A 21,144-nucleotide genomic window follows, 5' to 3' on the forward strand; every position below is an offset into this window, starting at 1 on the left:
GCGGCGAACAGGGAGCGATCCTCGTGGGAGCGGCCTTGGCCGCGACGCAGCGGCGACAGGCCTCAGGCTCCGATACCGCCCGCTGTCGGGGTCAAGACCCCTCCCACAGAACGCGCGCCCAGGCTTCGGCGGCAAATCGGGCTCAGCCCCTGTGGGAGCGACCTTTGGTCGCGATGCGGCGCTGGCGGGCCGGCGGCTTCGATTCGAGCCGCAATCGCGAGCAAGCTCGCTCCCACAAAACCCCGCTCCGGCGGCGAACAGGGAGCGATCCTCGTGGGAGCGGCCTTGGCCGCGACGCAGCGGCGACAGGCCTCAGACTCCGATACCTGCCGCTGTCGGGGTCAAGACCCCTCTCCCAAACCGCCCAAGCTCCGGCCGCCCGCACGGTTCAAGCACTCAGAACCGCGCATTCAGGGTGAGCCGTACGCTGCGTGGCTCGACCGGATGGAAATGGCGGTCATCGACGCCGCCTGCCGCTTCGCCGCGCAGACGCGAGGTGTAGAAGTACTCGATGTCGTTGTCGCCGCTGTCGAACAGGTTGAACACGTCCAGCATCAGCCGCAGGTCGCGGGTGAGGCGGTGGCCGATGCGCAGATAGGCCAGCGTGGTCGAATCGGAGCGCACCGAGTTGTCCTCGACCAGCGGACGCGGGCCGACATGCCGCAACTGCAGGTGACCGAACCAGCCGTTGGCCAGCGGGTTGTCTTCGGTCAGGCTCAGGCCTGCGGCGACGACGCGGTCGACCGCACCCGGCACGTGGTTGCCCGCCGGGTCGTCCTCGGTGAAGCGGGCGCGCGAAGCGGCGATGTCGAGGTCCAGCAGCAGCCAGGGACGCATCGTCCAGCGGTTGTTCCACTCGATGCCGCTGCGCTTGCTGGCGCGGTTGGGCTCGGTTTCGCCAGCGTCGCCGACGAACAGCAGTTCCGAATCCAGCTTCAGCGTCCACACGGCAAGCGAGCTCTGCAGCCCGGGAACCCACTCGGTGCGCACGCCGACTTCGCCACCCTTGGTGCGCACCAGCGCGTCGACCGGGTCCGCCGGCAGCCCGCCCTTGGCGGTGACGCGCGCCGTGGTGCCGCGGGCGTCATTGCTGTGGAAGCCGTAGCCGTAGTTCACGAAGTACTCGGTGCGCGCCCACGGCCCGAACACGAAGGACAGCTTGGGCGAGGCGATGTGGTCGGAGGCGTCGCCACTGTTAGCGGCGATCGAGCTGGCGACGTCGAAGTCGTAGCGGTCGATGCGCAGGCCGGCGAGGCTGCGCAGCCAGGACGTCCATTGCACGCTGTTCTCGCCGAACAGACCGACGCTGGTCTGACGCACGCGGCTCTGCTGGATCACGCCGGTGGTGCTGCGCGCGACCGTCGAATACAGCCCGACCGGGCTCAGGCGGTCGTGTCGCAGCTGCACGCCCAGCGTGTTGGTCATCGGCCGGCCGGCGAACTGGCCGTCCCAGCTGCGGCTCATCGCCATGCCGAGCACGGTGCGCTGTTCGGACTGGCGGAACTGGTCGCCGTCGGCCGGGTTTTCGAGGAAGTAGGTGAAGTTGGACCACAGGTCCAGCTCCGACTGGATGGCGTAGGCGTTGAAGCGGAAGGCACCGTCGTCGTAGGCGCGCTGGTGGTCGACCGACAGACTGTAGCGCTGCGTCTTGCCGCCGTCGGTCGGGTCCACCGTGCCATAGCGGCCGATCAGGCCGGACTGCACGGCGCGCAGCGGAATCTGGTCGGTCGAGTCCCAGCGCGCGGTGTAGGCCATCGCGGTAAGTGCGGTGCGGTTGGCGCCCTCGCCCAGCGTGTAGCGCAGCACGCCGTTGATGCGGCGGAAGTCTTCCGGGTTGTCCCAGGGGCCGTCGCTGCGCGAGGTTTCGAGCGCGTACAGCAACGTGCCGGCACCCAGCGCGTGCGAATTCATCAACAGGCCGCGCCGGTGGCCATCCTGACCGAGGGTCACTTCGGCGGTGCCGTAGTCGAGGCGGTCGACCAGCCGCAGGCGCGCCGAACCGGCGGACGCGAAATCGCCCTCTTCGGCGTAGTACGGGCCCTTGCGGTAGTCGATGCGGCCGACCAGCTCCGGGATGAGCCAGTTCAGGTCTGTGTAGCCGTGGCCGTGCGCGTGCGTCGGCATGTTGGCCGGCATGCCGTCGATATAGGTGGCGAAGTCGGTGCCGTGGTCGAGGTTGAAGCCGCGCAGGAAGTACTGGTTCGCCTTGCCGCCGCCACTGTGCTGCGTGACGATGACGCCGGGCACGAATTCCAGCACCTCGGCAGGACGCAACGTCGGCCGGTTTTCGATCAGCCGCGCGGTGACGCGGCCCTGGCTGGCGGCATCGGACGTGCCGATCGCGTTGTCGTAGTGGCCCTCGATGGTCACCGCGTCGAGATGGTGAGCCGACGGTGCCGCTTCGTGCGCCAGCGCGGTGCCCCATGCCCCGATGACGGGCACGCACAGCAGCGGCAGAAATCCCTGCACGGACGCCGATGGCGCCCGCAACACCTTCCCGGAAAAGTCTTTTTTCGCGTTCATCTTTTTGTATGAAGATTTGGAACAGTCTTCATACGCGAGAAGCGTGCCAGTCGCCGCACCACGCCGGGCAAGCGTTTCGGCGCGACGGCCGGTCGTGCGGTGGTCAGCGCGCTGCCATTCCGATCGATGCTGCGGCAGCGGCGCTGGCGTCAGGTGCTGGGCTTGATGTGCACGTGGCCGTGTCCGCCACGCTCGTGCCGCCGTGTGTAGCGATGTCCGCCCGGGCCCGCGTGGTGGTGGCCGGCGTCCAGCTCGACGCTGATCACATTGATCTTGCCATGGTGCACGCCGCGCTCGGCGCACACCGCATCGGCGAACTGCCGCACCGCGGCGATCTCGCCTTTCAGGATGACGGTTTCGAGGCAGTAGTCGTGGTCTAGATGGGCGTGCATCGACGACACCGTGAGGTCGTGGTGCGCATGCTGCAGGCTGATGATGCGCTCGGCCAGATCGCGTTCGTGGTGGTTGAACACGTAGGACAGGCAGGCCACGCAGTGCGTCGCGCTGCCCGTCTGCTGCGCCGTGCGGTCGAGTTCGGCACGGAACAGGTCGCGCACCGCCTCCGAACGGTTGCCGTAGCCACGCTGCGCGATCCAGTCGTCGAACTGCGCGGCCAGCTGGTCGTCGAGGGAAATGGTGAAGCGCTGCATGTCATGACTCCGATGAGCTCGTATCGATCGACCCGCCGTGTGTAGCCAGCCAGTCGGCAAATTCCAGCGGACGCAGGCCGAAGCGGACCGCATTGCCCTCGTGCAGCGAGCGGAACTCCTGCAGCACCAGTTCGACGAAGCGCGCCCGGTCGTCCGCCGCCACAGCGGCCGGCGTCGCCTCGCGCGCGGCCGCCGCGCTTGCCGGCCGTCCGCCCAGCACGATGGTGCGCACCGCTTCGGTCAGCGCCTTGCGGTGGCGCAGGCGGAAGGTGTCGGGCGGCACCAGCTGCTGCTTGACGGCGACATACTGCTGGCAGGAGCGCGCGTAGGCCTGGACGAACACGTCTCGCAGCAGCTCGATGCGGTTCAGCTCGTAGACCGCAATCATCGCATCGACATAGGCCTGCTGCGGCACGTCGATGAAGGACAGCGGGCACAGATTGGTGCGAATCAGCGGAATGTTGGCGGCCAGCCGCGACACCCGCTTGTTCACGTCCTCGAAAGGCTGCAGATAGGGCAGATGCACCATCAGGAAAAAGGCCTGCTCGAAGGGGTCTTCGATGTCGGCGGCGATGTCGATGACGATGCCGAACAGCTCGTCGAGCTGCTGCGGCAGCGCCAGCGGCCGGTACACACAGCCGCTGATCTCGACCGCGCGGCTGCGCACCCGGCCGCCGGCCTGCGGATCGCGCAGCAGGCCGTCGGACAGCAGCGCGTGCAGTGACAGCAGCGTTTCGCGATCGACGCCGATGCGGCCGGCGCCATGCACCAGATACTCGATGGCCGCCTTGTGGTTCAGGATCATCTGCGTTTCGAGCGCGTCCTTGCCCTCGGCGATCTCGCCCAGTTCGATCAGACGTTCGGTATCGAGCCGCGAATAGGTATTGCCCTCCAGCCGCGACGAGGCCCAGGACAGATCAATCAGCAGCCGGTTCAGGATGTCGCCGGCGAAGGTACCCGCCGCCGCTTCGCCGACCGGTGAGCGGCCGAGCGCGTGCAGTTGCGCGCGCAGCGGCTCGGGCAGATAGAAGGTGTCATTGGCGCGATAGCGGTCGACGAAGCCGATGTCGTAGCCGACCGGGCGGCGCAGATGCAGCGGCCGGCGCAACAGGTCGCGCAGCTCCGCGCCCTCGGCCGACAGCGTCACATAGGGTGCCGGCGCGGCGGACGGCAGGGGCTCCATCACCGTCAATGCAGAACCCGCCGGCGCCGGGAAATACTTCAGCGCCCGCGCCTCGCCGCGCGTCAGCACGCGGCCCTGCGCGACCAGTTCGGCCAGCCGGCGCTGCAGCGTACGGCGTGCAACGCCATCGCCGAGCACGCGCAGCAGGCCGTCCACACCGACGCCCTCTTCGTGGCGGGCGATCAGTGCGGCGAGCGTATTCGGATCAATGGACGAGCGAGGCCGGGTCATTTAAGTGGCGCAATTCTATTATCGCGCCACAATATTGGCACAAAACAGGGAATCGCGCCAACAGGGATATGGCGCGATTCGATACGCCGCTTTTCCTGCCACCCACTCAGTGCACCGTGCACACCATGCACGGATCGAAGGACCGCACGATGTGCTGCACCGCCACCGGCGTCGTTTCGCCCTCGCGCACCGGTGCGCCTTCGAGCGCCGACTCCAGCGCGCCGGGGCGGCCGCCGGCGTCGCGCGGCGAGAAGTTCCAGGTGGTCGGCGCGACGATCTGATAATTGGCGATGCGACCGTCGCGCACTGAAACCCAGTGGCCCAGGCTGCCGCGTGCCGCTTCGCCGAGGCCGGCGCCGCTGCCTTCGTCCGGCAGCCGGCCGGGCGTGCAGAACGGTTCGCCCGGTCGCACGGCGCGCAGCCAGTCTTCCATCATGAGCACCACGCGGGCCAGTTCGAGCAGGCGGGCGACGACGCGGGTGTAGACGGTGCCACCGTAACGGCCGACCAGATCGGTGATGAGCGGATGGCCGCTCGCCAGCTGGCGCGCGATGGCGCCGGTTTCGACCACTGCGCCGGCCAGCCGCGGCGCCTTGTTCCAGGTGTAGGCGCCGGGCTTGTCCGGTTCCGGCCGCGTAACGCCGCTGCGCGGATGTTGCGGGCCACCGGCGTCGCTCAGCCAAGCGTACGTGGCGTCTTCGCGGATGGCGGCCGGGTCGAGCGGTGACAGCGCGCCGGCGTGCCAGACGCCTGCGCCCAGCGCGGTGCCGCCCTGCGGCTGCGGGTAGGCGCCGTAGCTGAGGAAGCGGCCGGGGCCGGCACCGAGCGTGGCCAGCGCCGCGTCGCGCGCGACGGTCAGGAAGAAGCGCAGGTCGCCGTGCAGCGGGTCGGCGAGTGGTGCCGAGTGATGCCAGGCGTCGAGCGCGGCTTCCGAATCGAGCGCGGCCACCTGTTCCAGCGGCGCGGCATAGGTATGGGTTTCGAGGAAGCGGCGGAATTCGCGCACGCGGGCCAGCAGGCGCACCCGCTCGGCGGCGTCGATGGCGCGCGTCGAGCCGCCGGGGTCGATGCTCTGCGTGTGCGGCCACTTGCCGGCCAGCGTGCCGAGCAGCGTGAACCAGCGCTGGCGCGCGGCGATCGCGGCGCGCACCTGTTCGCCGGTCTGCGGCGTGAAGCGGCGCACCGCCTCGGCATGCCACGGCCGGCTGGCATACACCGGGCGCACGAAGTCCGGCATGAAGAACAGGTAGAAGTGAGTCAGGTGATCGGCCAGGTTTTCGGTGGCGAGGATCACATTGGTCACGTGCTGGCCGTTGGCCGGCATCGTGATGCCGCTGAGATCGGCCAGCGCACGCGCGGCCGCCACCGACTGCGACACCGAACAGATGCCGCAGATGCGCGGCACATACACCAGCGCATCATGCGGCTCGCGCCCACGCAGGATCTGCTCGAAGCCGCGGTACATCGGCGCATTGACGTGCGCCGACGCGACACGACCGTCGGTGACGTCCAGCGTCACTTCGAGATCGCCTTCGACGCGGTTGAAGGGGCCGACGAGAAGGCGGGTCATGCGTTAGAGAGCACGGTTGTATCCGCAGTGCGAAAGCTGCAGAACCCTAAGCAAAGGATAGCTTTCGGAGATCGCGTTACTACGCGCTACACCGCACATCATCACCTTTGTACGTATCTCGGCGACCAGCTCGTCGATAGACAAAATCTGCCCGCCAGCGATGGAATCTCGACCTTTGGGGTGTGATGGGAAAACTGCAATCTGACGCATCGAGGTTTCAGGCGGTAACCACGAGAACACCTCTGAGAAAACCAACCTCCGGGCTGCCGCAAACTTCTTCTCGTACCGTGCTTCGCGCATCTCCCACGTATGAGCGTCGACAGACGGTTCGTAGTGAACCAGGTCCAATTCCCGCGGGTGGTAACCAATGACGTCAAGCTCCATCTCCCAGCCCCCGTGCCTCAAACGTCCGACCTTTGTGTTGCGGCGGACCAAATAGCCCTGCCAATCCAAGTACTCAACAATCAGCGATTCGAGATGCGACATTCGTATGTACTCACATGGGTCACTTCAACCTCGTCCTTCTCGCCACCGGCGGCACCACGACGTGGTCCGACACCGCATTCACCTTGACCCGCTTCGGCGTCGCCGACTTCGACAGTGACGCCAGCGCGACGAACCAGGCCTTGGGCATGTCGGTCGGCAGGCCGATCGGGATGCCGGCCAGCTTGGGCGTGGCGTGGAAGGGGTGGCCGGGTTCCTGGAAGCCGGGTTCGGTGCAGCTGATGCAGGCGTAGCCGCCGCGGGTGCAGGAGCCTTCGCCGTTCCACGGCCGGGTGTTGCAGTCGGCGTGCGCCTGCGTGCCCTTGCAGCCCATGTTTTCCATCATGCAGCCGAGGTCCGAGGGCTTTTCGGCGCTGGCCTTGAACTCGTAGTACTCGTTGCGCGTGCAGCCGTGGTGCACCAACTGGTCAGCGTAGAAGCGCGGCCGGCCCAGCGTGTCGAGATCGGCGTCGGTGAAGCCGTCGGCGGCCAGCGCCATCAGCGTGTCGAGCACCCAGCTCGGGTGGGTCGGACAACCGGCGATATTGATCACCGGCAGGCCGCCCGCGGCGCGGAAGTCGCTGCCCAGCAGGCCGCCGCGCACGTCGTCCTCGTACTGCAGGCCACAGGCGTCGGTCGGATTGTCGCCGCCGGCAGTGACGCCGCCCCAGGCGGCGCAGCTGCCGATGGCGATCACGTGGCGCGCCTTTGCGGCGAGCGTGCGCACCCATTCGATCATCGGCAGACCGGTGCCGGCCATGATGTGGAAACGCCCTGTGCCATTCGGCCCGCGCAGCAGCGAGCCTTCGACGCACAGCGCGTCCAGCGGCAGATCGCCGTCGAGGATGCGGCCAAGCAGCGCAGTCACCTCAGTGCCGCTGTCCAGCGACAGCGACGGATGCCACAGCAGATCGATGCCGGCGTCGCGCAGCTGGCCGTGGAAATCGTCGGTGTCGGCGCACAGCAGCGACATGCTGCAGCCGCCGCAGCCGCCGGACTGCAACCAGAGCACGTTCATGCATTCACTCCTTCGGTGTGCGCGCCGCAGGCGACGGCGTCGTGCAGCCAGCCGCGCGCCCGGGCGAGCGCCTGTTCCAGATCGGCCACGGCCTGCGCATCCGGCTGCTCGCCCAGTTCCCAGCGGCGGCCGCGGATGGCCAGTACATCACACACCGGCGGTGCGCGGCGCTGCAGATCGACGAATACCTGCAGCAGTGCTTCCGGCGACAGCGCGTGGCTGGTGATCTGGCGCTCGCGCTGCGGCTCGACCCTGCGCATCTGACAGGCGGCATCCAGCCCGCGTGCGGCGTCGACGAAGAGCACGCGTTCGCGGCCGACCAGATCGAGCGCGTGCTCGATCTGCAGCTGGTAGTCGCTGAGACAATCCACCGTGCCGGCGGGCAGCGCGCGTCTGGCATACGCCGCCAGCGCATCGACCAGCATCGGGCCGAGCGCGTCGTCGCCGCGGCTCGGGTTGCCCCAGCCGAGCACCAGCAGCGGCGCCGTCATTGCGCCGCCTCGGCGTCGTGCGCCGGGCCGTCGCGCAGCAGTTCGCCGGTCGAGCTGCGCAGCACGTGGTCGAGCACGCGACCGTCGGCCGCGCGCAGGCTCACCGCCAGCGGCATCTGACCGAGCGCGTGCGTGGCGCAGGACAGGCAGGGATCGTAGGCGCGCACGGCCACCTCGATGTGATTGAGCAGGCCTTCGGTAATCGTTTCGCCGTCGAGATAGCGCAGCGCCACAGCGCGCACCGCCTCGTTCATCGCCTGGTTGTTGTGCGTGGTCGATACGATCAGATTGCAGCGCGTGACCAGGTCGTCGTCGCCGACTTCGTATTCGTGGATCAGCGTGCCGCGCGGCGCTTCGATGATGCCGATGCCCGAGCGCTGGCGCGGCCCCTCGGCCTGCAGCGGACCGCCGGTGATCAGCGCATCGTCGAGCAGCGCGGCGACCGTTTCGACGCCGTGCAGCAGTTCGATCATGCGTGCCCAGTGAGTGGCCAGCACCGCGTGCACCGGCCGTCCCGCGTGTGCGGCGACGAAGGCCTGGCGCGCCTCTTCGGCGCGCGGCGTCGGGATGAAGTCGCAGTTCTGCACGCGCGCCAGCGGTCCGACGCGGTACCAGCCGTCATCGACACCGAGGTCGCGACGGTAAGGGAATTTCATATAGGTCCAGGGCTTGACCGCTTCAGCGATCAGTTCGCGGTAGCGCTGGTCGTCGAAGCCGTCGATGGCAATGCGCCCGTCGGCTTCGCGCAGCCGCAGCACGCCGTCGTACAGCTCCATCGCGCCGTCGCGGCCGACCAGCGACATCATGGCCGCCGGCGTGTCGGCGAAGTCGGCGTAGCGCGCCGGCAGGCTTTCGTGCAGCCGGCGGGCCAGCGACACCGCGTCCTGCGCCCAGGCCAGTACCTGCGGCAGTTCGGCGCGCAGCGCGTCGCGCTCGGCCGGATCGACCGCGCGGTTCATGCCGCCGGGTATGGCGCCGGTGCCATGAATGCGCTTGCCCGAGGTGATGCGGATCACCTCCTGACCGAACTTGCGCAGCATGACGCCCTGACGCGCGGCGTCCGGAAAGGCGGCGGCCACGCCGACGATGTTGCGCCGATCGACCTCGGCGTCGAAACCGAACAGCAGGTCGGGCGAGGCGAGGTGGAAAAAGTGCAGCGCGTGGCTCTGCACGATCTGGCCGTAGTGCATGAGGCGGCGGATGCCATCGGCCGCCGGCGGCACCGGCCAGCCGCCGACCACGCGATCGAAGGCCTTCGATGCGGCCAGATGGTGCGACACCGGGCAGATGCCGCACAGCCGCTGCACCATGACCGGCACTTCCCAGTACGGACGGCCTTCAATGAATTTCTCGAAGCCGCGGAATTCGACGATGTGCAGCCGCGCCTGCCGCACGCGGTTGTCGTCGTCGAGCAGCAGCGTCACCTTGCCGTGGCCTTCGACGCGCGACAGCGGATCGATCGCGATGCGGCGCAGGCCTGCAGGGTTGTCGGCGGTTTCGAGCGGGCGCGTGTCCATGATCCTGAAAACTTCAGTCGTAGCGGATGAGGCCGGGCGCCGGCACCGGCGTGCGGCCGGCGATCAGGTCCTGCAGCAGTTGCCAGAAGGCGTCGGCTGGCGGCGGGCAGCCGGGTAGCGCGTGGTCGATGCGCACCACCTCGTGTATCGGCAGCACGCGGTTCAGCGGCAGCGGCAGTTCCGGGTCGTCCGGCACTCGACCATACACCGACTGCATGACGTCGCCGACGTCCAGATGGTTGCGCAGCGCGGGCAGGCCGCCGGTGATGGCGCAGGCACCAACCGCCACCAGCACGGTGCAGCGGGCGCGGAAGGCGCGCAGCACCTCGACGTTCTCGGCATTGCACAGGCCGCCTTCGACCAGGCCGATGTCGCATGGCTCGACCGCACCGACGGTCTTGATGTCGGTCAGCGGCGAGCGGTCGAATTCGACCCGCTCGACCAGATCGAACAGCCGCTCGTCGATGTCGAGCAGCGACATGTGGCAGCCGAAGCAGCCGGCCAGCGACACGGTGGCGACGCGCAGCTTGCGCGGTGATGGGGAGGTCGCGTTCATCCGCGCGTGTCCTCGGTGTCGAAGCGGCGCTGGCCGATGGGCACCGCGAAGCCGACCCGCTTGGGCAGCAGCGCACCGACCGGGCAGATGTGGGCGGCGCGGTCGTCGACCGACAGCGCGCTGTCGCCGAGCCGGCCGCTCGGGCTGTCGATCAGCAGCCGGGTGGCGATGCCGTGGCCGCCGATGGCGAACACCCGCTTGCCGTCGATTTCGTCGCTGGCGCGCACGCAGAGCTGGCACAGGATGCAGCGGTTCGGTTCGAACATCACGTCGGGATGGCTCGCATCGACCGGCCGCTCCGGGTTCAGCACCTCGAAATTCAGGTCGGTCATGCCGGCGCGTTCGGCCTGTACCTGCAGCACGCAGTTGCCGCTCTTTTCGCAGCCGGGGCAGAAGTGATTGCCCTCGACGAACAGCATCTGCAGCAGACGCAGGCGCTGCGTGCCCAGCGAGGCGGTACGGCAGTCGACCTTCTGGCCGGCCACCGCCGGCGTCACGCAGGCGGCCACCGGGCGGCCGTCGGCCAGCACCGTGCACAGCCGGCACGACGCGCTGCCCGATACCTCTTCGCTCCAGCACAGGTGCGGAATGTCGAGCCCGGCGCGCGCCGCGGCCGTCAGTATCGTGTCGCCCGGCTGCAGCGCGACCGGCTGGCCGTCAAGGTCGAAGGTCGGATCGACGCCGCTCATGCCGGTGTGTCCGTGTGCAGATGCGCGCCGGCGTCGGTCCGTCCGGTCACGCGGCGCGCCGACGACAGTTCGGCGTCGAGGTCGACGTCCGGCTGGAACTGCGGCGCGGTCGCGCGCTGCGCGTAAGCGGCGCCGAAATGCCGCATCGTGTCGCGCAGCGGGTTGCAGGCCGAGGCGCCGAGACCGCAGTGGGTGCCGCTGTGCAGCACCGTATCGAGATCGTGCAGGCGCTCGATATCGAAAGCGGACGCGCTGCCGGCGCCGCGCGCGTGCGCGAGCTTGTCCAGCCGCCGCACCACCAGTTCGGTGCCGACGCGGCAGGGCGTACAGAGGCCGCAGCTCTCGTGCGCAAAGAAGCGGGCGAAGTGGCGCGCCACCTCGAACAGGTCGCGCGTGCGGTCGAACACCATGAAGGCCCCGGCACTCGGCACGTCCTCGAAGGCGATGGTGTGCCCGAAATCCGCCGCCGGCACGCAGGCGCCGGACGGCCCGCCGACCTGCACCGCCTGCACGTCGCGCGCACCGCAGTCTTTGAGGATCTGCGCGATGGGCGTGCCCAGCGGGTATTCGTACAGGCCGGGCCGCGCGCAGTCGCCAGACACCGAATGGATCTTGGTGCCGGTCGATTGCGCGGTGCCGATGCCAGCCCACCAGGCGCCGCCGCGGCGCGCGATGTGGGCGACCGCGCAGAAGGTTTCGACGTTGTTCACGACGGTCGGCCGGCCGAGATAGCCGGCCTGCACCGGGAAGGGCGGACGGATGCGCGGCGTGCCGCGCTTGCCCTCCAGCGATTCGATCAGCGCCGATTCCTCGCCGCAGACATAGGCGCCGGCACCCAGATGGATGGCGATATCGAAGTCGAAACCAACGACGCCGCATGCGTCACGGCCTAGCAGGCCCTGCGCGCGGCGGCGCGCGAGCACTTCTTCAAGTTGCGGCAGCAGGTAGCGGTATTCGCCGCGCAGGTACAGAAAGCCCTGCTGCGCGCCGACCGCACGCGCCGCCACCGTCATGCCGTCGAACACGGCGTCGGCGTGGCTCGCCAGCAGCACGCGGTCCTTGAAGGTTCCGGGCTCGCCCTCGTCGGCGTTGCAGACGACCACGCGCAGGTCGCCGGCGGCGTCGCGGCAGGCCTGCCACTTGCGCGCGGTCGGGAAACCGGCGCCGCCGCGTCCGCGCAGGCCGGACTGCGCCACTTCGTCGAGCAGTGCCTGCGGCGACTGCGCGAGCACCGCCTGCAGCGTCGGTGCGTCGGCGGCGAGGCCGCTCAGCAGCACGTCAGCGCGCTGCACGCCATCGACCACGGTGAACCACGCTACCGGCCACTGCTCAACCGGCGTGTCGGCGAGCAGCAGATCGGCGAGCGCGTCGACGCGTGTCGCGTCCAGCCGCGTAATGACCTGATGGTGATTCACCAGCAGTGCCGGCCCCTGGTCGCACAGTCCGGTACAGGAACAGCGGTCGACGCTGAAGCGCCCCTGCGCATCGACCTCGCCCGGCGCCACGCCGAGGCGGGCGCACAGCTGCGCCAGCAGCGCTTCGCTGCCCAGCATGCGGTCGGTGATGTTGTCGGAGAACAGCAGCCGCGTGCGGCCGACCGGGCGGGTGTGGAAGAAGCGGTAGAAGCCGGCCACGCCTTCGACGTGCGCGAGCGTCCGACCGAGTGCGGCGGAGATGTGGGCGAGCAGCGGGCGCGGCAGCCAGTGCGTGACCGCCTGCGTTTCACGCAGCACCTGCACCAGCGCGTGCGGATCACGCTGCCAGCGGTCGAGCACCACGTCGGCGGCCGCCCGCATCTGCCCGCTCACGATGTCCGCAGCGTCGACCATCAGCCCTCCAGCCCGAAGCGCACCATCTTTCCACGCAGACCGACCCGGGACAGGCCCAGTTCCTTGGCGGCGCGCGTCTTGTTCCAGCGGTGGCGGAGCAGGGTTTCGCGCAGCACCATGGCTTCGATCGCGTCCAGCCGCTCGGCCAGCGTACCGCTGGCCGGCAAGGGCGTCGCGCTGGCGGTGGCGGTCAGGCCGGCCTGGCCGTGCAGCACGCGCAGCGACAGCGACTGCGCCTCGATGCGTTCGCTGTCGCTCAGCGCCAGCGCGCGCGCCAGTTCGTTGCGCAGTTCGCGGATGTTGCCGGGCCAGGGATAGCCCATCAGACAGGCCATCGCCTCGTCGGTCAGCGAGGCGCCCGGGCGGCCCAGTTCGATGCCCACTTCGTCGACCACGCGGCGGGCGATCGGCTCGATGTCGCCGACGCGTTCGCGCAGTGGCGGCACGGTGAAGGTGGCGCCGGCAATGCGGTAGTACAGATCCTCGCGGAACAGCCCTTCGCGCACCCGCTGTTCGAGGTCGCGGTGGGTGGCGGCAATGACGCGCACGTCGACCGGCACCGCGCGCGTGCCGCCGACCGGCCGCACCTCGCCTTCCTGCAGCACGCGCAGCAGGCGCACCTGGAAGGCGGGCGAGGTTTCGCCGATCTCGTCGAGGAATACGGTGCCGCCGTCGGCGCGCTGAAAGAGGCCGATGTGGTCTTCGTAGGCGCCGGTGAAGGCACCGCGCTTGTGGCCGAACAGTTCGGATTCGAGCAGGGTTTCCGGTATCGCCGCGCAGTTTTCGACGACGAAGGCGCCATTGGCGCGCGGACTGGCGTAATGGATGGCGCGTGCCAGCAGTTCCTTGCCGGTGCCGGATTCGCCGAGCACCAGCACCGACAGGTCGTAGCGGGCGACGCGCGCGGCCATTTCACACACCGAATCCAGCGGGCTGCCGGCCGAACGTTCGATGCGATCGAAGCCGAAAGTCCGGCGCGCGCGCTCCAGCTTGTGCGCGGCACGCTGGCGCAGCACCGGCGTGGCGGTGCGCAGTTCGAGGTCGAGGCGGGCGGTTTCCTGCTGCAGCGTCTGCGCCTCGGCGGCGTTGCGCACGGTGGCCAGCAGGTGGTCGGGCACCCAGGGCTTAAGGATGTACTGGTAGATGCCGGCGTCGTTGATGCCGGCAATGATGTCTTCCGAATCGGTGTAGCCGGAAATGACGATGCGTACGACGTCGGGCCAGCGTTCGCGCACCTCCTTCAGGAACAGCACGCCGGTCAGGCCCGGCATGCGCTGGTCGCACAGGATGACGTTCACCTCGTGCCGCTCCAGCTGCTGGCGCGCGTCGTCGGCGCCGCTGGCGGTGAGCACGGTGAAGTCCTCTTCCAGCGTGCGGCGCATCGCGTCCTGCGAGCGCACTTCGTCATCGACCACCAGCACGGTGGGTACGCGCAGGCTGGCGTTCATCGCGCGGCGACCTCGCGGTGCACGGCCAGATGGCGCGGCGTCCACGCATGCGGCAGCTTGTGCACGAAGTGGTGGCGCGCGACGTGGTAGCTGGGGTCGAAGCCGTAGAAATTGCGGTGCATGCGGGACAGTTCTTCCTTGCGGTAATCGGCGAGCGGACGTTCGGCTTCGTGGGCCGCGCGCTCGGTCTGCTTGCGCATGACGCGATCACGCAGATTGTACGACGCGGCCAGCAGCCGGGCTTCCTGCACCGCCGCATCGAGTACCTGACCGGCCGGCACGTCGAGGCAACGGTCGACGAAGCCGATGCGCAGCGCCTCGGGTGCGGACAGCGGCAGCCGGCTCTGCATCAGCGCGCGCGCGCCATCGGCGCCGAGCCGGCGCGGCGCGAGGTAGGTCCAGTACTCCGAGCCGTACAGATTGCCCATGTTCTTGTAGTGCGGGTTCAGCATGACGCCGCGCTGCGCCCACACCTCGTCCGCCGCCAGCGCGAGGAAGGCGCCGCCGGCACCGGCGTTGCCGCGCAGCAGCGACACGGTGAGGCGGTCGGTGCAGGTGATGATTTCCAGCGCGACGTCGTTCATCGCGTTGATGTTGCGCCACGATTCGTCGGCCGCACTGTCGCCGTCGCGGTGCGCCGCCGCCTCGATGCAGTTGAGGTCGATGCCATTGCTGAAGAAGCCGTCGCCGCCAGCGATCAGCAGCAGCTGCGTGTCGCGCCGCTTCACCTCGACCAGCGCGTCGCGCAGGCGCTGGCATTGCGCGGTGGACATCGCGCCATTGCAGAAGTCGAAACTGAGCACGCCGACGCGGGCCCCGCGCTCGCCGTGCTCGGTGTAGCGCAACTCGCCCCATTCGTCGGCCGCCCGCGTGAGCGGCACCGCACGTTCGGGCAGCGTCGCGGCCGCCGCGGCAAAGGCCTGCATTGCCGGCAGCTTGATCGGCGACGCGGCGTCGCCAAGGGCGATCGACACGCGGCCTATCCAGACGCCACCATCGGCGGTCCGGCGCAGCAGTGCGCCGTCACGCTGCGCCAATACGTCGCCCGGCGCACCATCGAAACCGGCCAGCGCCTCCAGCGTCGCCGGGTGCGCGTCGAACAGCCGGCAGGGCTGGCCGAACAGCGCATCGACCACGCCCGGCTGGCCGTCGGAGGCGCGTATCTTCGCCAGCACCGTTGCGCTGTCGTCGCGCGACCAGTCGATGGCGCGACGCGCCTGCGGCAGCACGCCGCGCCAGCCGTCGGCGGCGGGCAGACTGTTCTGCGGCGCGTCGCCGGCAGTGAAGCGGGCGAGCGACTGCAAGGTCGCCGCGACCGCCGCTTCGGTCACCTCGCGCCGGTAGATCGCGCCCTTGGACGCCGCACGCAGCGGGAAGGTCGCGGCCCCCCACCCCGGGCCGGCGTCGAAATCACCGTCCGCCTGCAGCACGGTGACGCCCCACTCGCGCTGTCCCTCGACGATGGCCCAGTCGAGCGCCGCCGGGCCGCGGTCGCCCGGCGGCCCCGGGTGCACGACGAAACAGGGCAGGGCGCGCCACACCGACGCCGGGATGCGCCGCTTCAGGAATGGGGCCAGCACGAGGTCCGGCTGGAACAGCGCGACCGCCTCTTCGGTCACCGCGTCTGCGATGTCCAGCTCCACCGACAGCACATGACCGAGCGCCGTCAGTTCGGCGTACAGGCGCTGGCTCAGGCTGTTGAAGCTGTGGCACAGCAGCAGGATGCGCAGCGGCACCGTCATGTCTGCAGCCTCAGTCCGTCCAGCGTGCGCGCGGCGTCGCGGCGGCCCATGTAGAGCGCGAGCTTGATTTCGATCGCGTCGAGCGCGCAGTTGAAGGTGGCTGCGTCTTCGGCGGCCAGCAGCGGGCGCGCGACCAGTGCCACGTCGGGCCCGAAGTGGGGTGCCAGCCGGTGCATCGCATCGGCGCGCCTCATCTCGAGCAGCGCGTTGGCCGGCGCCGTGCTGTCGTTGGCGGCCGGCAGCGCTGCCGGTTCGACCGCCTCGACATGGCCGAGCGTGCGCAGTTCTTCGAGCAGATCGGCCGCGCCGTCGCCGATCACCTCCTGCAGCGCCGACAGCGGTGCCTGACCATTGACGACGATGAGCGCCGCGCGCAGCCGTCCGCGCAGCGTGCCGGTGCGCGACAGCAGTTCAGCGCGGCCCTTGTCGGTCTTGGCATAGACGCGGTCGGCGCTCATCGCGGTTCAGCAGATGCGCGGCAGCTGCTCTCCGCTCAGCCAGTCGACCACGCGCCGGCCGCCGAAGCGGGTGTTCATCTGCACGAAGTGGTGTGCGTCCTCCATCACGACGCCGATGCGTGCCGCGTCCGCACCGCGCGGATGCGCGCGCATCGCCGCCAGCACCGCGTCGGCGTGCTCGGCCGGCACGATGGCCAGCAGCTTGCCTTCGTTGGCGACGTAGAGCGGGTCCAGCCCCAGCAGCTCGCAGGCGGCGTCGACCTCCGGCTTCACCGGTATCGCCGCTTCGTCGAGCAGCATGCCGATGCCGGACTGGCGGGCGATCTCGTTCAGCGTGGTGGCGACACCGCCGCGGGTCGGATCGCGCAGCGTGCGGATCGCCGGGCACACCGCCAGCATGTCGGCGACCAGGCCGTTCAGCGCTGCGGTGTCCGACACGATGGTCGTTTCGAACTCCAGCGATTCGCGCTGCGACAGCACCGCCACGCCATGATCGCCCACGGTGCCCGACAGCAGGATGACGTCGCCCGGCCGCGCGTTCGCGCCCGACACGTCGATGCCGTGCGGCACCACGCCGACGCCGGTGGTGCTGATGAACACGCCGTCGCCCTTGCCCTGCTCCACCACCTTGGTGTCGCCGGTGACCACCGCCACGCCGGCTTCGCGCGCCGCCGCCGCCATCGACAGCACGATGCGCTTCAGATCGGCCAGCGGAAAACCCTCTTCGAGGATGAAACTGGCCGACAGATAGAGCGGCGTCGCGCCCATCATCGCCACATCGTTCACCGTGCCGTGCACGCTGAGCGCACCGATGTCACCGCCGGGGAAGAACAGCGGCGAAATGACGTGCGCGTCGGTCGCCATCACCAGACGGCGGCCCTGCGGAATGGCCAGCGACGCACCGTCGTTGCCCTGGCGCAGGAAGGGATTGTCGAAGGCGGCGAGGAAGATTTCCTCGATCAGCTGCGCGGCTGCGCGGCCGCCGGCACCGTGGCCCATGTCGATGCGGCCGCTGCGGATGTCCAGCGGACGCACATAGCCGGCGCGCACCGTGCCGCCCTTGCTGTCGTCTCTCGCATTCATGCGCTCACCTTGACGGGAATGTCCTTGAACCGGCCGTACGCGTAATGCGCCGCGCACGCCCCCTCGCTCGACACCATGCAGGAACCGACCGGGTTTTCCGGCGTGCACACGGTGCCGAAAATCTTGCAGTCGGTCGGCTTCTTGACGCCGCGCAGGATGGCGCCGCATTCGCAGGCCTTGTTGTCGGCCACCGGCTTGTAGCCGACGTCGAAGCGGCGCTCGGCGTCGAACTCGGCGAAGGCCGGCCGGATCTTCAGCGCGCTGTACGGCACTTCGCCCAGGCCGCGCCATTCGAAGCTGGGTCGCAGTTCGAACACTTCGGACACCTTCTGCTGCGCGGCCAGATTGCCGTCGCGGTCGACGGCGCGGGTGAATTCGTTCTCGACGTGGGCGCGGCCCTCGTTCACCTGACGCACCAGCATCAGGATGGCCTGCATCACGTCCAGCGGCTCGAAGCCGGCGATCACGACCGGCTTGCGGTATTCCTCGGCAAAGTGCTCGTAGGGCGCGGCACCGATCACGATGCTCACGTGCGCCGGGCCGATGAAGCCATCGATCGGCACCGTGCCGTACTGGCGCACTTCCGGCGACTCCAGGATGTGGGTGATGGCGGACGGGGTCAGCACGTGACAGCACAGCACGCTGAAATTCTTCAGCCCCTCGCGCTGCGCGCGCAGGATGGCGAGCGCGGTCGGCGGCGTCGTGGTTTCGAAGCCGATGGCGAAGAACACCACCTGACGCTCCGGGTTGTCGCGCGCGACCGTGAGCGCGTCGGCCGCCGAATACACCATGCGGATGTCGCCGCCGCGCGCCTTCGCCTTGGTCAGCGACAGGCTGTCGGAGGCCGGCACGCGCATCGTGTCTCCGTAGGTACAGACGATGACATCGTGTTCGAGCGCCAGCTTGATCGCCATGTCGACGCGGCCGATCGGCAGCACGCAGACCGGACAGCCGGGGCCGTGAATCATGCGCACATTGGCCGGCAGCAGTTCGCTCACGCCGTAGCGCGAAATGGCGTGCGTATGGCCGCCGCAGAACTCCATGAAGCTGTACTGGCGGTCACCGCGCGCTTCAAGGGCCAGACGGTCGGCGATCTTGCGGGCGACGTCGCCGTCGCGGAATTCGTCGATGTACTTCATGCGGCGGACTCCGTCGCGGCCATCGCTGCCGACATTTCGCCGAACAGTGCCAGCGTGCGCTCGGCCTCCTCCGGGTCGATCATGCCGATGGCGTGACCGACGTGGACGATGACGTAGTCGCCGACCCGCGCCTCGGGCACCAGTTCGATCGACACTTCCTTGCGGATGCCGCCGAGGTTCACCACCGCGCGTTCGTCCTCGCGCAGTTCGACCAGCTTGGCGGGGATGGCTAGACACATGACAGGGACTCCGTGAGCACGCCGGGTGCGAGATGGATCTGCTGCGCGACCGCCCACGCCTGGCCCATGGCCAGACCGGCATCGCCGCAGGATGTGGCCTGGGGCCGCAGCACGCGCAGGCCGCGGCTCTGCAGCCGCAGCGTGACGCGACGCGTCAGCAGCGCATTCATGAAACAGCCGCCGCCGAGGCAGACGGTATCGACCTGAGTGCGCTGTGCGGCGGCGATCGCCCACTGCGCGAGGCCGTCGGCCAGCGCCACGTGGAACCAGGCGGCGGCTTCGTCGCATCGATTTTCGCCGTCCGGCCAGTCGAGCAGACGGGCGAGCAGCGGACGCAGATCGAGCATGCTGTCGCCCGCGACCTCGACGACGCTGTCCAGCGTCGGCTCGCCGTGCGCGGCAAACCAGCGCTTGGCGGCCGATTCGAGCGCAATGGCGGCTTCGGCCTCGTGCGACTGGCGCACGCTCAAACCGAGCGCGCCGGCAGCGGCGTCGAACCAGCGGCCAGTGCTGGTGGTGGGCGGACTGTTCAGGCCGCTGTCCAGCATGCGCGTGACGGTGCGCGCGGCCTGCGCGCCGACCGCGGCGGTGTAGCGCGCCTCGATGTCGGCGCCGCGACCCAGCGTCTGCATCGCGGCGGCGGCCATCCGCCAGGGCTCGCGCGCGGCCACGTCGCCGCCGGCCAGTTGCAGCGGCCACAGGTGGCCGAGCCGGCGCCAGTCGCCCGGGGCGACCCACAGCAGTTCGCCGCCCCAGGCCACGCCGTCGGTGCCGAGGCCGACGCCGTCGAGCGCCAGGCCGACCACCGGTTCGGTCAGTCCATGCTCTGCCATCACGGCGGCGATGTGCGCATGGTGATGCTGCACACCGACGGCCGGCACGCCCAGCCGGTCGGCCAGCGCGACGGCCAGATGCGTGCTGTAAAAGTCCGGGTGCAGGTCATGCGCGATCGCCTCGATCGGCGTACAGGACTGGGCGCGCAGATGGTCGAGCGACTGTTCGAGCGCGACGCAGGCGGCCGGGTCACCGAGGTCGCCATGCATTGGCGACCAGACGGCGCGACCGTCCTCGAACAGGCAGGCGGCGTTCTTCAGCCAGGCGCCGGCCGCCAGCACGGTGGGGAGCCGGGGGCTCATGACGCGGTGCTCCGCACGATGTCGTCGATGCCGGCCCGCAGGCCGGCTACGGCGTCGGCCTTCAGTCGCGATTCGATCCAGGTCAGCCAGTCGCCCATGCCTTCGCCGGTGGTGGCCGACACCCGGATCACCTCGATGGCCGGATTGACGCGGCGCGCGAAGGCTATGCAGCGCTCGACGTCGAAGTTCAGATAGGGCAGCAGATCGATCTTGTTCACCAGCATCAGCGTGCTGGCGGCGAACATGTCCGGGTACTTGAGCGGCTTGTCCTCGCCTTCGGTGACCGACAGGATGGCCACCTTGGCCGCCTCGCCCAGGTCCCACATCGCCGGGCAGACGAGGTTGCCGACGTTCTCGATGAACAGCAGGCTGCGCTCCTCACCGTGATCGTGGCGATGCAGGCGGGCGAAGGCCTCGGCCACCATCGGTGCGTCGAGGTGACAGCCCTTGCCGGTGTTCACCTGCAGCGCCGGCGCGCCGGTTGCACGGATGCGGTCGGCGTCGAAGGAGGTCTGCTGGTCGCCCTCGATCACCGCCACCGGCAGTCCGTGCGCGCGTGTCTTCAGCGCCTCGATGGTGGCGCACAGCAGCGTGGTCTTGCCGGAGCCGGGGCTGGACACGAAGTTCAGCGCGGTCACGCCGTGCGCCGCGAACTGTGCGCGGTTCTGCGCGGCGACGCGGTCGTTCTCGCCGAGGATGTCGGTTTCGAGCCGGATGGCGCGCGCCTGGCTCATGCCGGGCACCGACACCTTGGCCGCACCGGCGCCGAAATGCAGGTCGCCGCTGGCCGGGTCCACCGCGACGTGCGAGGCCCCCGCATGCGCCGGTTCCGCCCGGCGGATCGCCGGCGCACCGGACTTCACCCGCCGCGCCGCGGGTGAATAGGGGCTGGGCGGATGGGCGTGCCCCTCCATCGTCACCTGGCTGCCGTCACCGGCACATCCACACACTACGCACATATCGATCTCCTCCGTCCTTGCCCGGTCCACGCCGGGTCTCAATTTCCTGTGGGAGCGAGCTTGCTCGCGATGCGATGCGAAAAAACCCGCGGTGCCGTGCAGCCGCCCTATCGCGAGCAAGCTCGCTCCTTGTATTGTCTTTACCTCCCGAGGGGCACCTCGGGACGAGCAGGTGGATGCCGCGTCGCTCCTTGGGCTTA

General features: G+C 69.3%; 19 protein-coding genes. All 19 read right to left on the reverse strand.

What is annotated here, in order from left to right; genetic code table 11:
* Positions 1-396: 396 nt before the first annotated feature.
* The 19 genes from WJU27_RS16615 to hypB all read right to left on the reverse strand — a co-directional run bounded on the left by WJU27_RS16615 (position 397) and on the right by hypB (position 20,944).
* Positions 397-2,523 carry a TonB-dependent receptor gene (locus WJU27_RS16615; protein WP_341422797.1) on the reverse strand — a complete coding sequence of 709 codons (2,127 nt, stop codon included), beginning with the start codon at positions 2,521-2,523 and terminating at the stop codon, positions 397-399.
* Positions 2,524-2,672: 149 nt separating this feature from the next.
* On the reverse strand, positions 2,673-3,173 hold the full coding sequence (nikR, locus tag WJU27_RS16620; protein ID WP_304013242.1) for a nickel-responsive transcriptional regulator NikR: 501 nt from the start codon (positions 3,171-3,173) through the stop codon (positions 2,673-2,675).
* A 1-nt stretch (position 3,174) separates the two neighbouring features.
* Positions 3,175-4,587 (reverse strand): Fic family protein, encoded by a 1,413-nt coding sequence (locus tag WJU27_RS16625; protein ID WP_341422798.1) that lies wholly within the window; start codon positions 4,585-4,587, stop codon positions 3,175-3,177.
* A 106-nt stretch (positions 4,588-4,693) separates the two neighbouring features.
* Positions 4,694-6,157: a nickel-dependent hydrogenase large subunit gene (locus WJU27_RS16630; RefSeq protein WP_341422799.1), complete on the reverse strand. Its 1,464-nt coding sequence runs from the start codon at positions 6,155-6,157 to the stop codon at positions 4,694-4,696.
* Positions 6,158-6,160: 3 nt separating this feature from the next.
* Positions 6,161-6,643: a hypothetical protein gene (locus tag WJU27_RS16635; protein ID WP_341422800.1), complete on the reverse strand. Its 483-nt coding sequence runs from the start codon at positions 6,641-6,643 to the stop codon at positions 6,161-6,163.
* A gap of 19 nt (positions 6,644-6,662) precedes the next feature.
* On the reverse strand, positions 6,663-7,658 hold the full coding sequence (locus tag WJU27_RS16640) for an NADH-quinone oxidoreductase subunit B family protein (RefSeq protein ID WP_341422801.1): 996 nt from the start codon (positions 7,656-7,658) through the stop codon (positions 6,663-6,665).
* Positions 7,655-8,149: a hydrogenase maturation protease gene (locus tag WJU27_RS16645; protein WP_341422803.1), complete on the reverse strand. Its 495-nt coding sequence runs from the start codon at positions 8,147-8,149 to the stop codon at positions 7,655-7,657. Before WJU27_RS16645 ends, WJU27_RS16640 begins: the two co-directional genes overlap by 4 nt.
* Complete coding sequence (locus tag WJU27_RS16650; protein ID WP_341422804.1) at positions 8,146-9,666, reverse strand: Ni/Fe hydrogenase subunit alpha; 1,521 nt, start codon at positions 9,664-9,666, stop codon at positions 8,146-8,148. The genes WJU27_RS16645 and WJU27_RS16650 overlap by 4 nt, the downstream gene beginning before the upstream one ends.
* 13 nt (positions 9,667-9,679) lie before the next feature.
* The gene (locus WJU27_RS16655; RefSeq protein WP_341422805.1) at positions 9,680-10,222 is read right to left on the reverse strand and encodes an NADH-quinone oxidoreductase subunit B family protein; all 543 of its coding nucleotides are present in this window, start codon (positions 10,220-10,222) and stop codon (positions 9,680-9,682) included.
* Positions 10,219-10,911, reverse strand: a complete 693-nt coding sequence (locus tag WJU27_RS16660; protein ID WP_341422806.1) for a 2Fe-2S iron-sulfur cluster-binding protein — start codon at positions 10,909-10,911, stop codon at positions 10,219-10,221. The genes WJU27_RS16655 and WJU27_RS16660 overlap by 4 nt, the downstream gene beginning before the upstream one ends.
* Positions 10,908-12,740 carry an NAD(P)H-dependent oxidoreductase subunit E gene (locus tag WJU27_RS16665; protein WP_341422807.1) on the reverse strand — a complete coding sequence of 611 codons (1,833 nt, stop codon included), beginning with the start codon at positions 12,738-12,740 and terminating at the stop codon, positions 10,908-10,910. Before WJU27_RS16665 ends, WJU27_RS16660 begins: the two co-directional genes overlap by 4 nt.
* Entirely contained in the window at positions 12,740-14,188 is a 1,449-nt protein-coding gene (locus WJU27_RS16670; protein WP_020162841.1) for a sigma-54-dependent transcriptional regulator, read from the reverse strand. The genes WJU27_RS16665 and WJU27_RS16670 overlap by 1 nt, the downstream gene beginning before the upstream one ends.
* On the reverse strand, positions 14,185-15,930 hold the full coding sequence (locus tag WJU27_RS16675) for an enoyl-CoA hydratase-related protein (RefSeq protein ID WP_341422808.1): 1,746 nt from the start codon (positions 15,928-15,930) through the stop codon (positions 14,185-14,187). Before WJU27_RS16675 ends, WJU27_RS16670 begins: the two co-directional genes overlap by 4 nt.
* Positions 15,927-16,388, reverse strand: coding sequence for a hypothetical protein (locus tag WJU27_RS16680; RefSeq protein ID WP_341422809.1), 462 nt, complete (start codon positions 16,386-16,388; stop codon positions 15,927-15,929). The genes WJU27_RS16675 and WJU27_RS16680 overlap by 4 nt, the downstream gene beginning before the upstream one ends.
* 6 nt (positions 16,389-16,394) lie before the next feature.
* Positions 16,395-17,471, reverse strand: coding sequence for a hydrogenase expression/formation protein HypE (gene hypE / locus WJU27_RS16685; protein WP_341422810.1), 1,077 nt, complete (start codon positions 17,469-17,471; stop codon positions 16,395-16,397).
* Positions 17,468-18,610, reverse strand: coding sequence for a hydrogenase formation protein HypD (hypD, locus tag WJU27_RS16690; protein WP_341422811.1), 1,143 nt, complete (start codon positions 18,608-18,610; stop codon positions 17,468-17,470). Before hypD ends, hypE begins: the two co-directional genes overlap by 4 nt.
* The gene (locus WJU27_RS16695) at positions 18,607-18,849 is read right to left on the reverse strand and encodes a HypC/HybG/HupF family hydrogenase formation chaperone (protein ID WP_341422812.1); all 243 of its coding nucleotides are present in this window, start codon (positions 18,847-18,849) and stop codon (positions 18,607-18,609) included. Before WJU27_RS16695 ends, hypD begins: the two co-directional genes overlap by 4 nt.
* Positions 18,840-19,985, reverse strand: coding sequence for a Kae1-like domain-containing protein (locus tag WJU27_RS16700; RefSeq protein ID WP_341422813.1), 1,146 nt, complete (start codon positions 19,983-19,985; stop codon positions 18,840-18,842). The genes WJU27_RS16695 and WJU27_RS16700 overlap by 10 nt, the downstream gene beginning before the upstream one ends.
* Complete coding sequence (hypB, locus tag WJU27_RS16705; RefSeq protein ID WP_341422814.1) at positions 19,982-20,944, reverse strand: hydrogenase nickel incorporation protein HypB; 963 nt, start codon at positions 20,942-20,944, stop codon at positions 19,982-19,984. Before hypB ends, WJU27_RS16700 begins: the two co-directional genes overlap by 4 nt.
* Positions 20,945-21,144: the final 200 nt, after the last annotated feature.

Source organism: Methyloversatilis sp. NSM2 (assembly GCF_038066675.1).
GTDB classification, from domain to species: domain Bacteria; phylum Pseudomonadota; class Gammaproteobacteria; order Burkholderiales; family Rhodocyclaceae; genus Methyloversatilis; species Methyloversatilis discipulorum_A.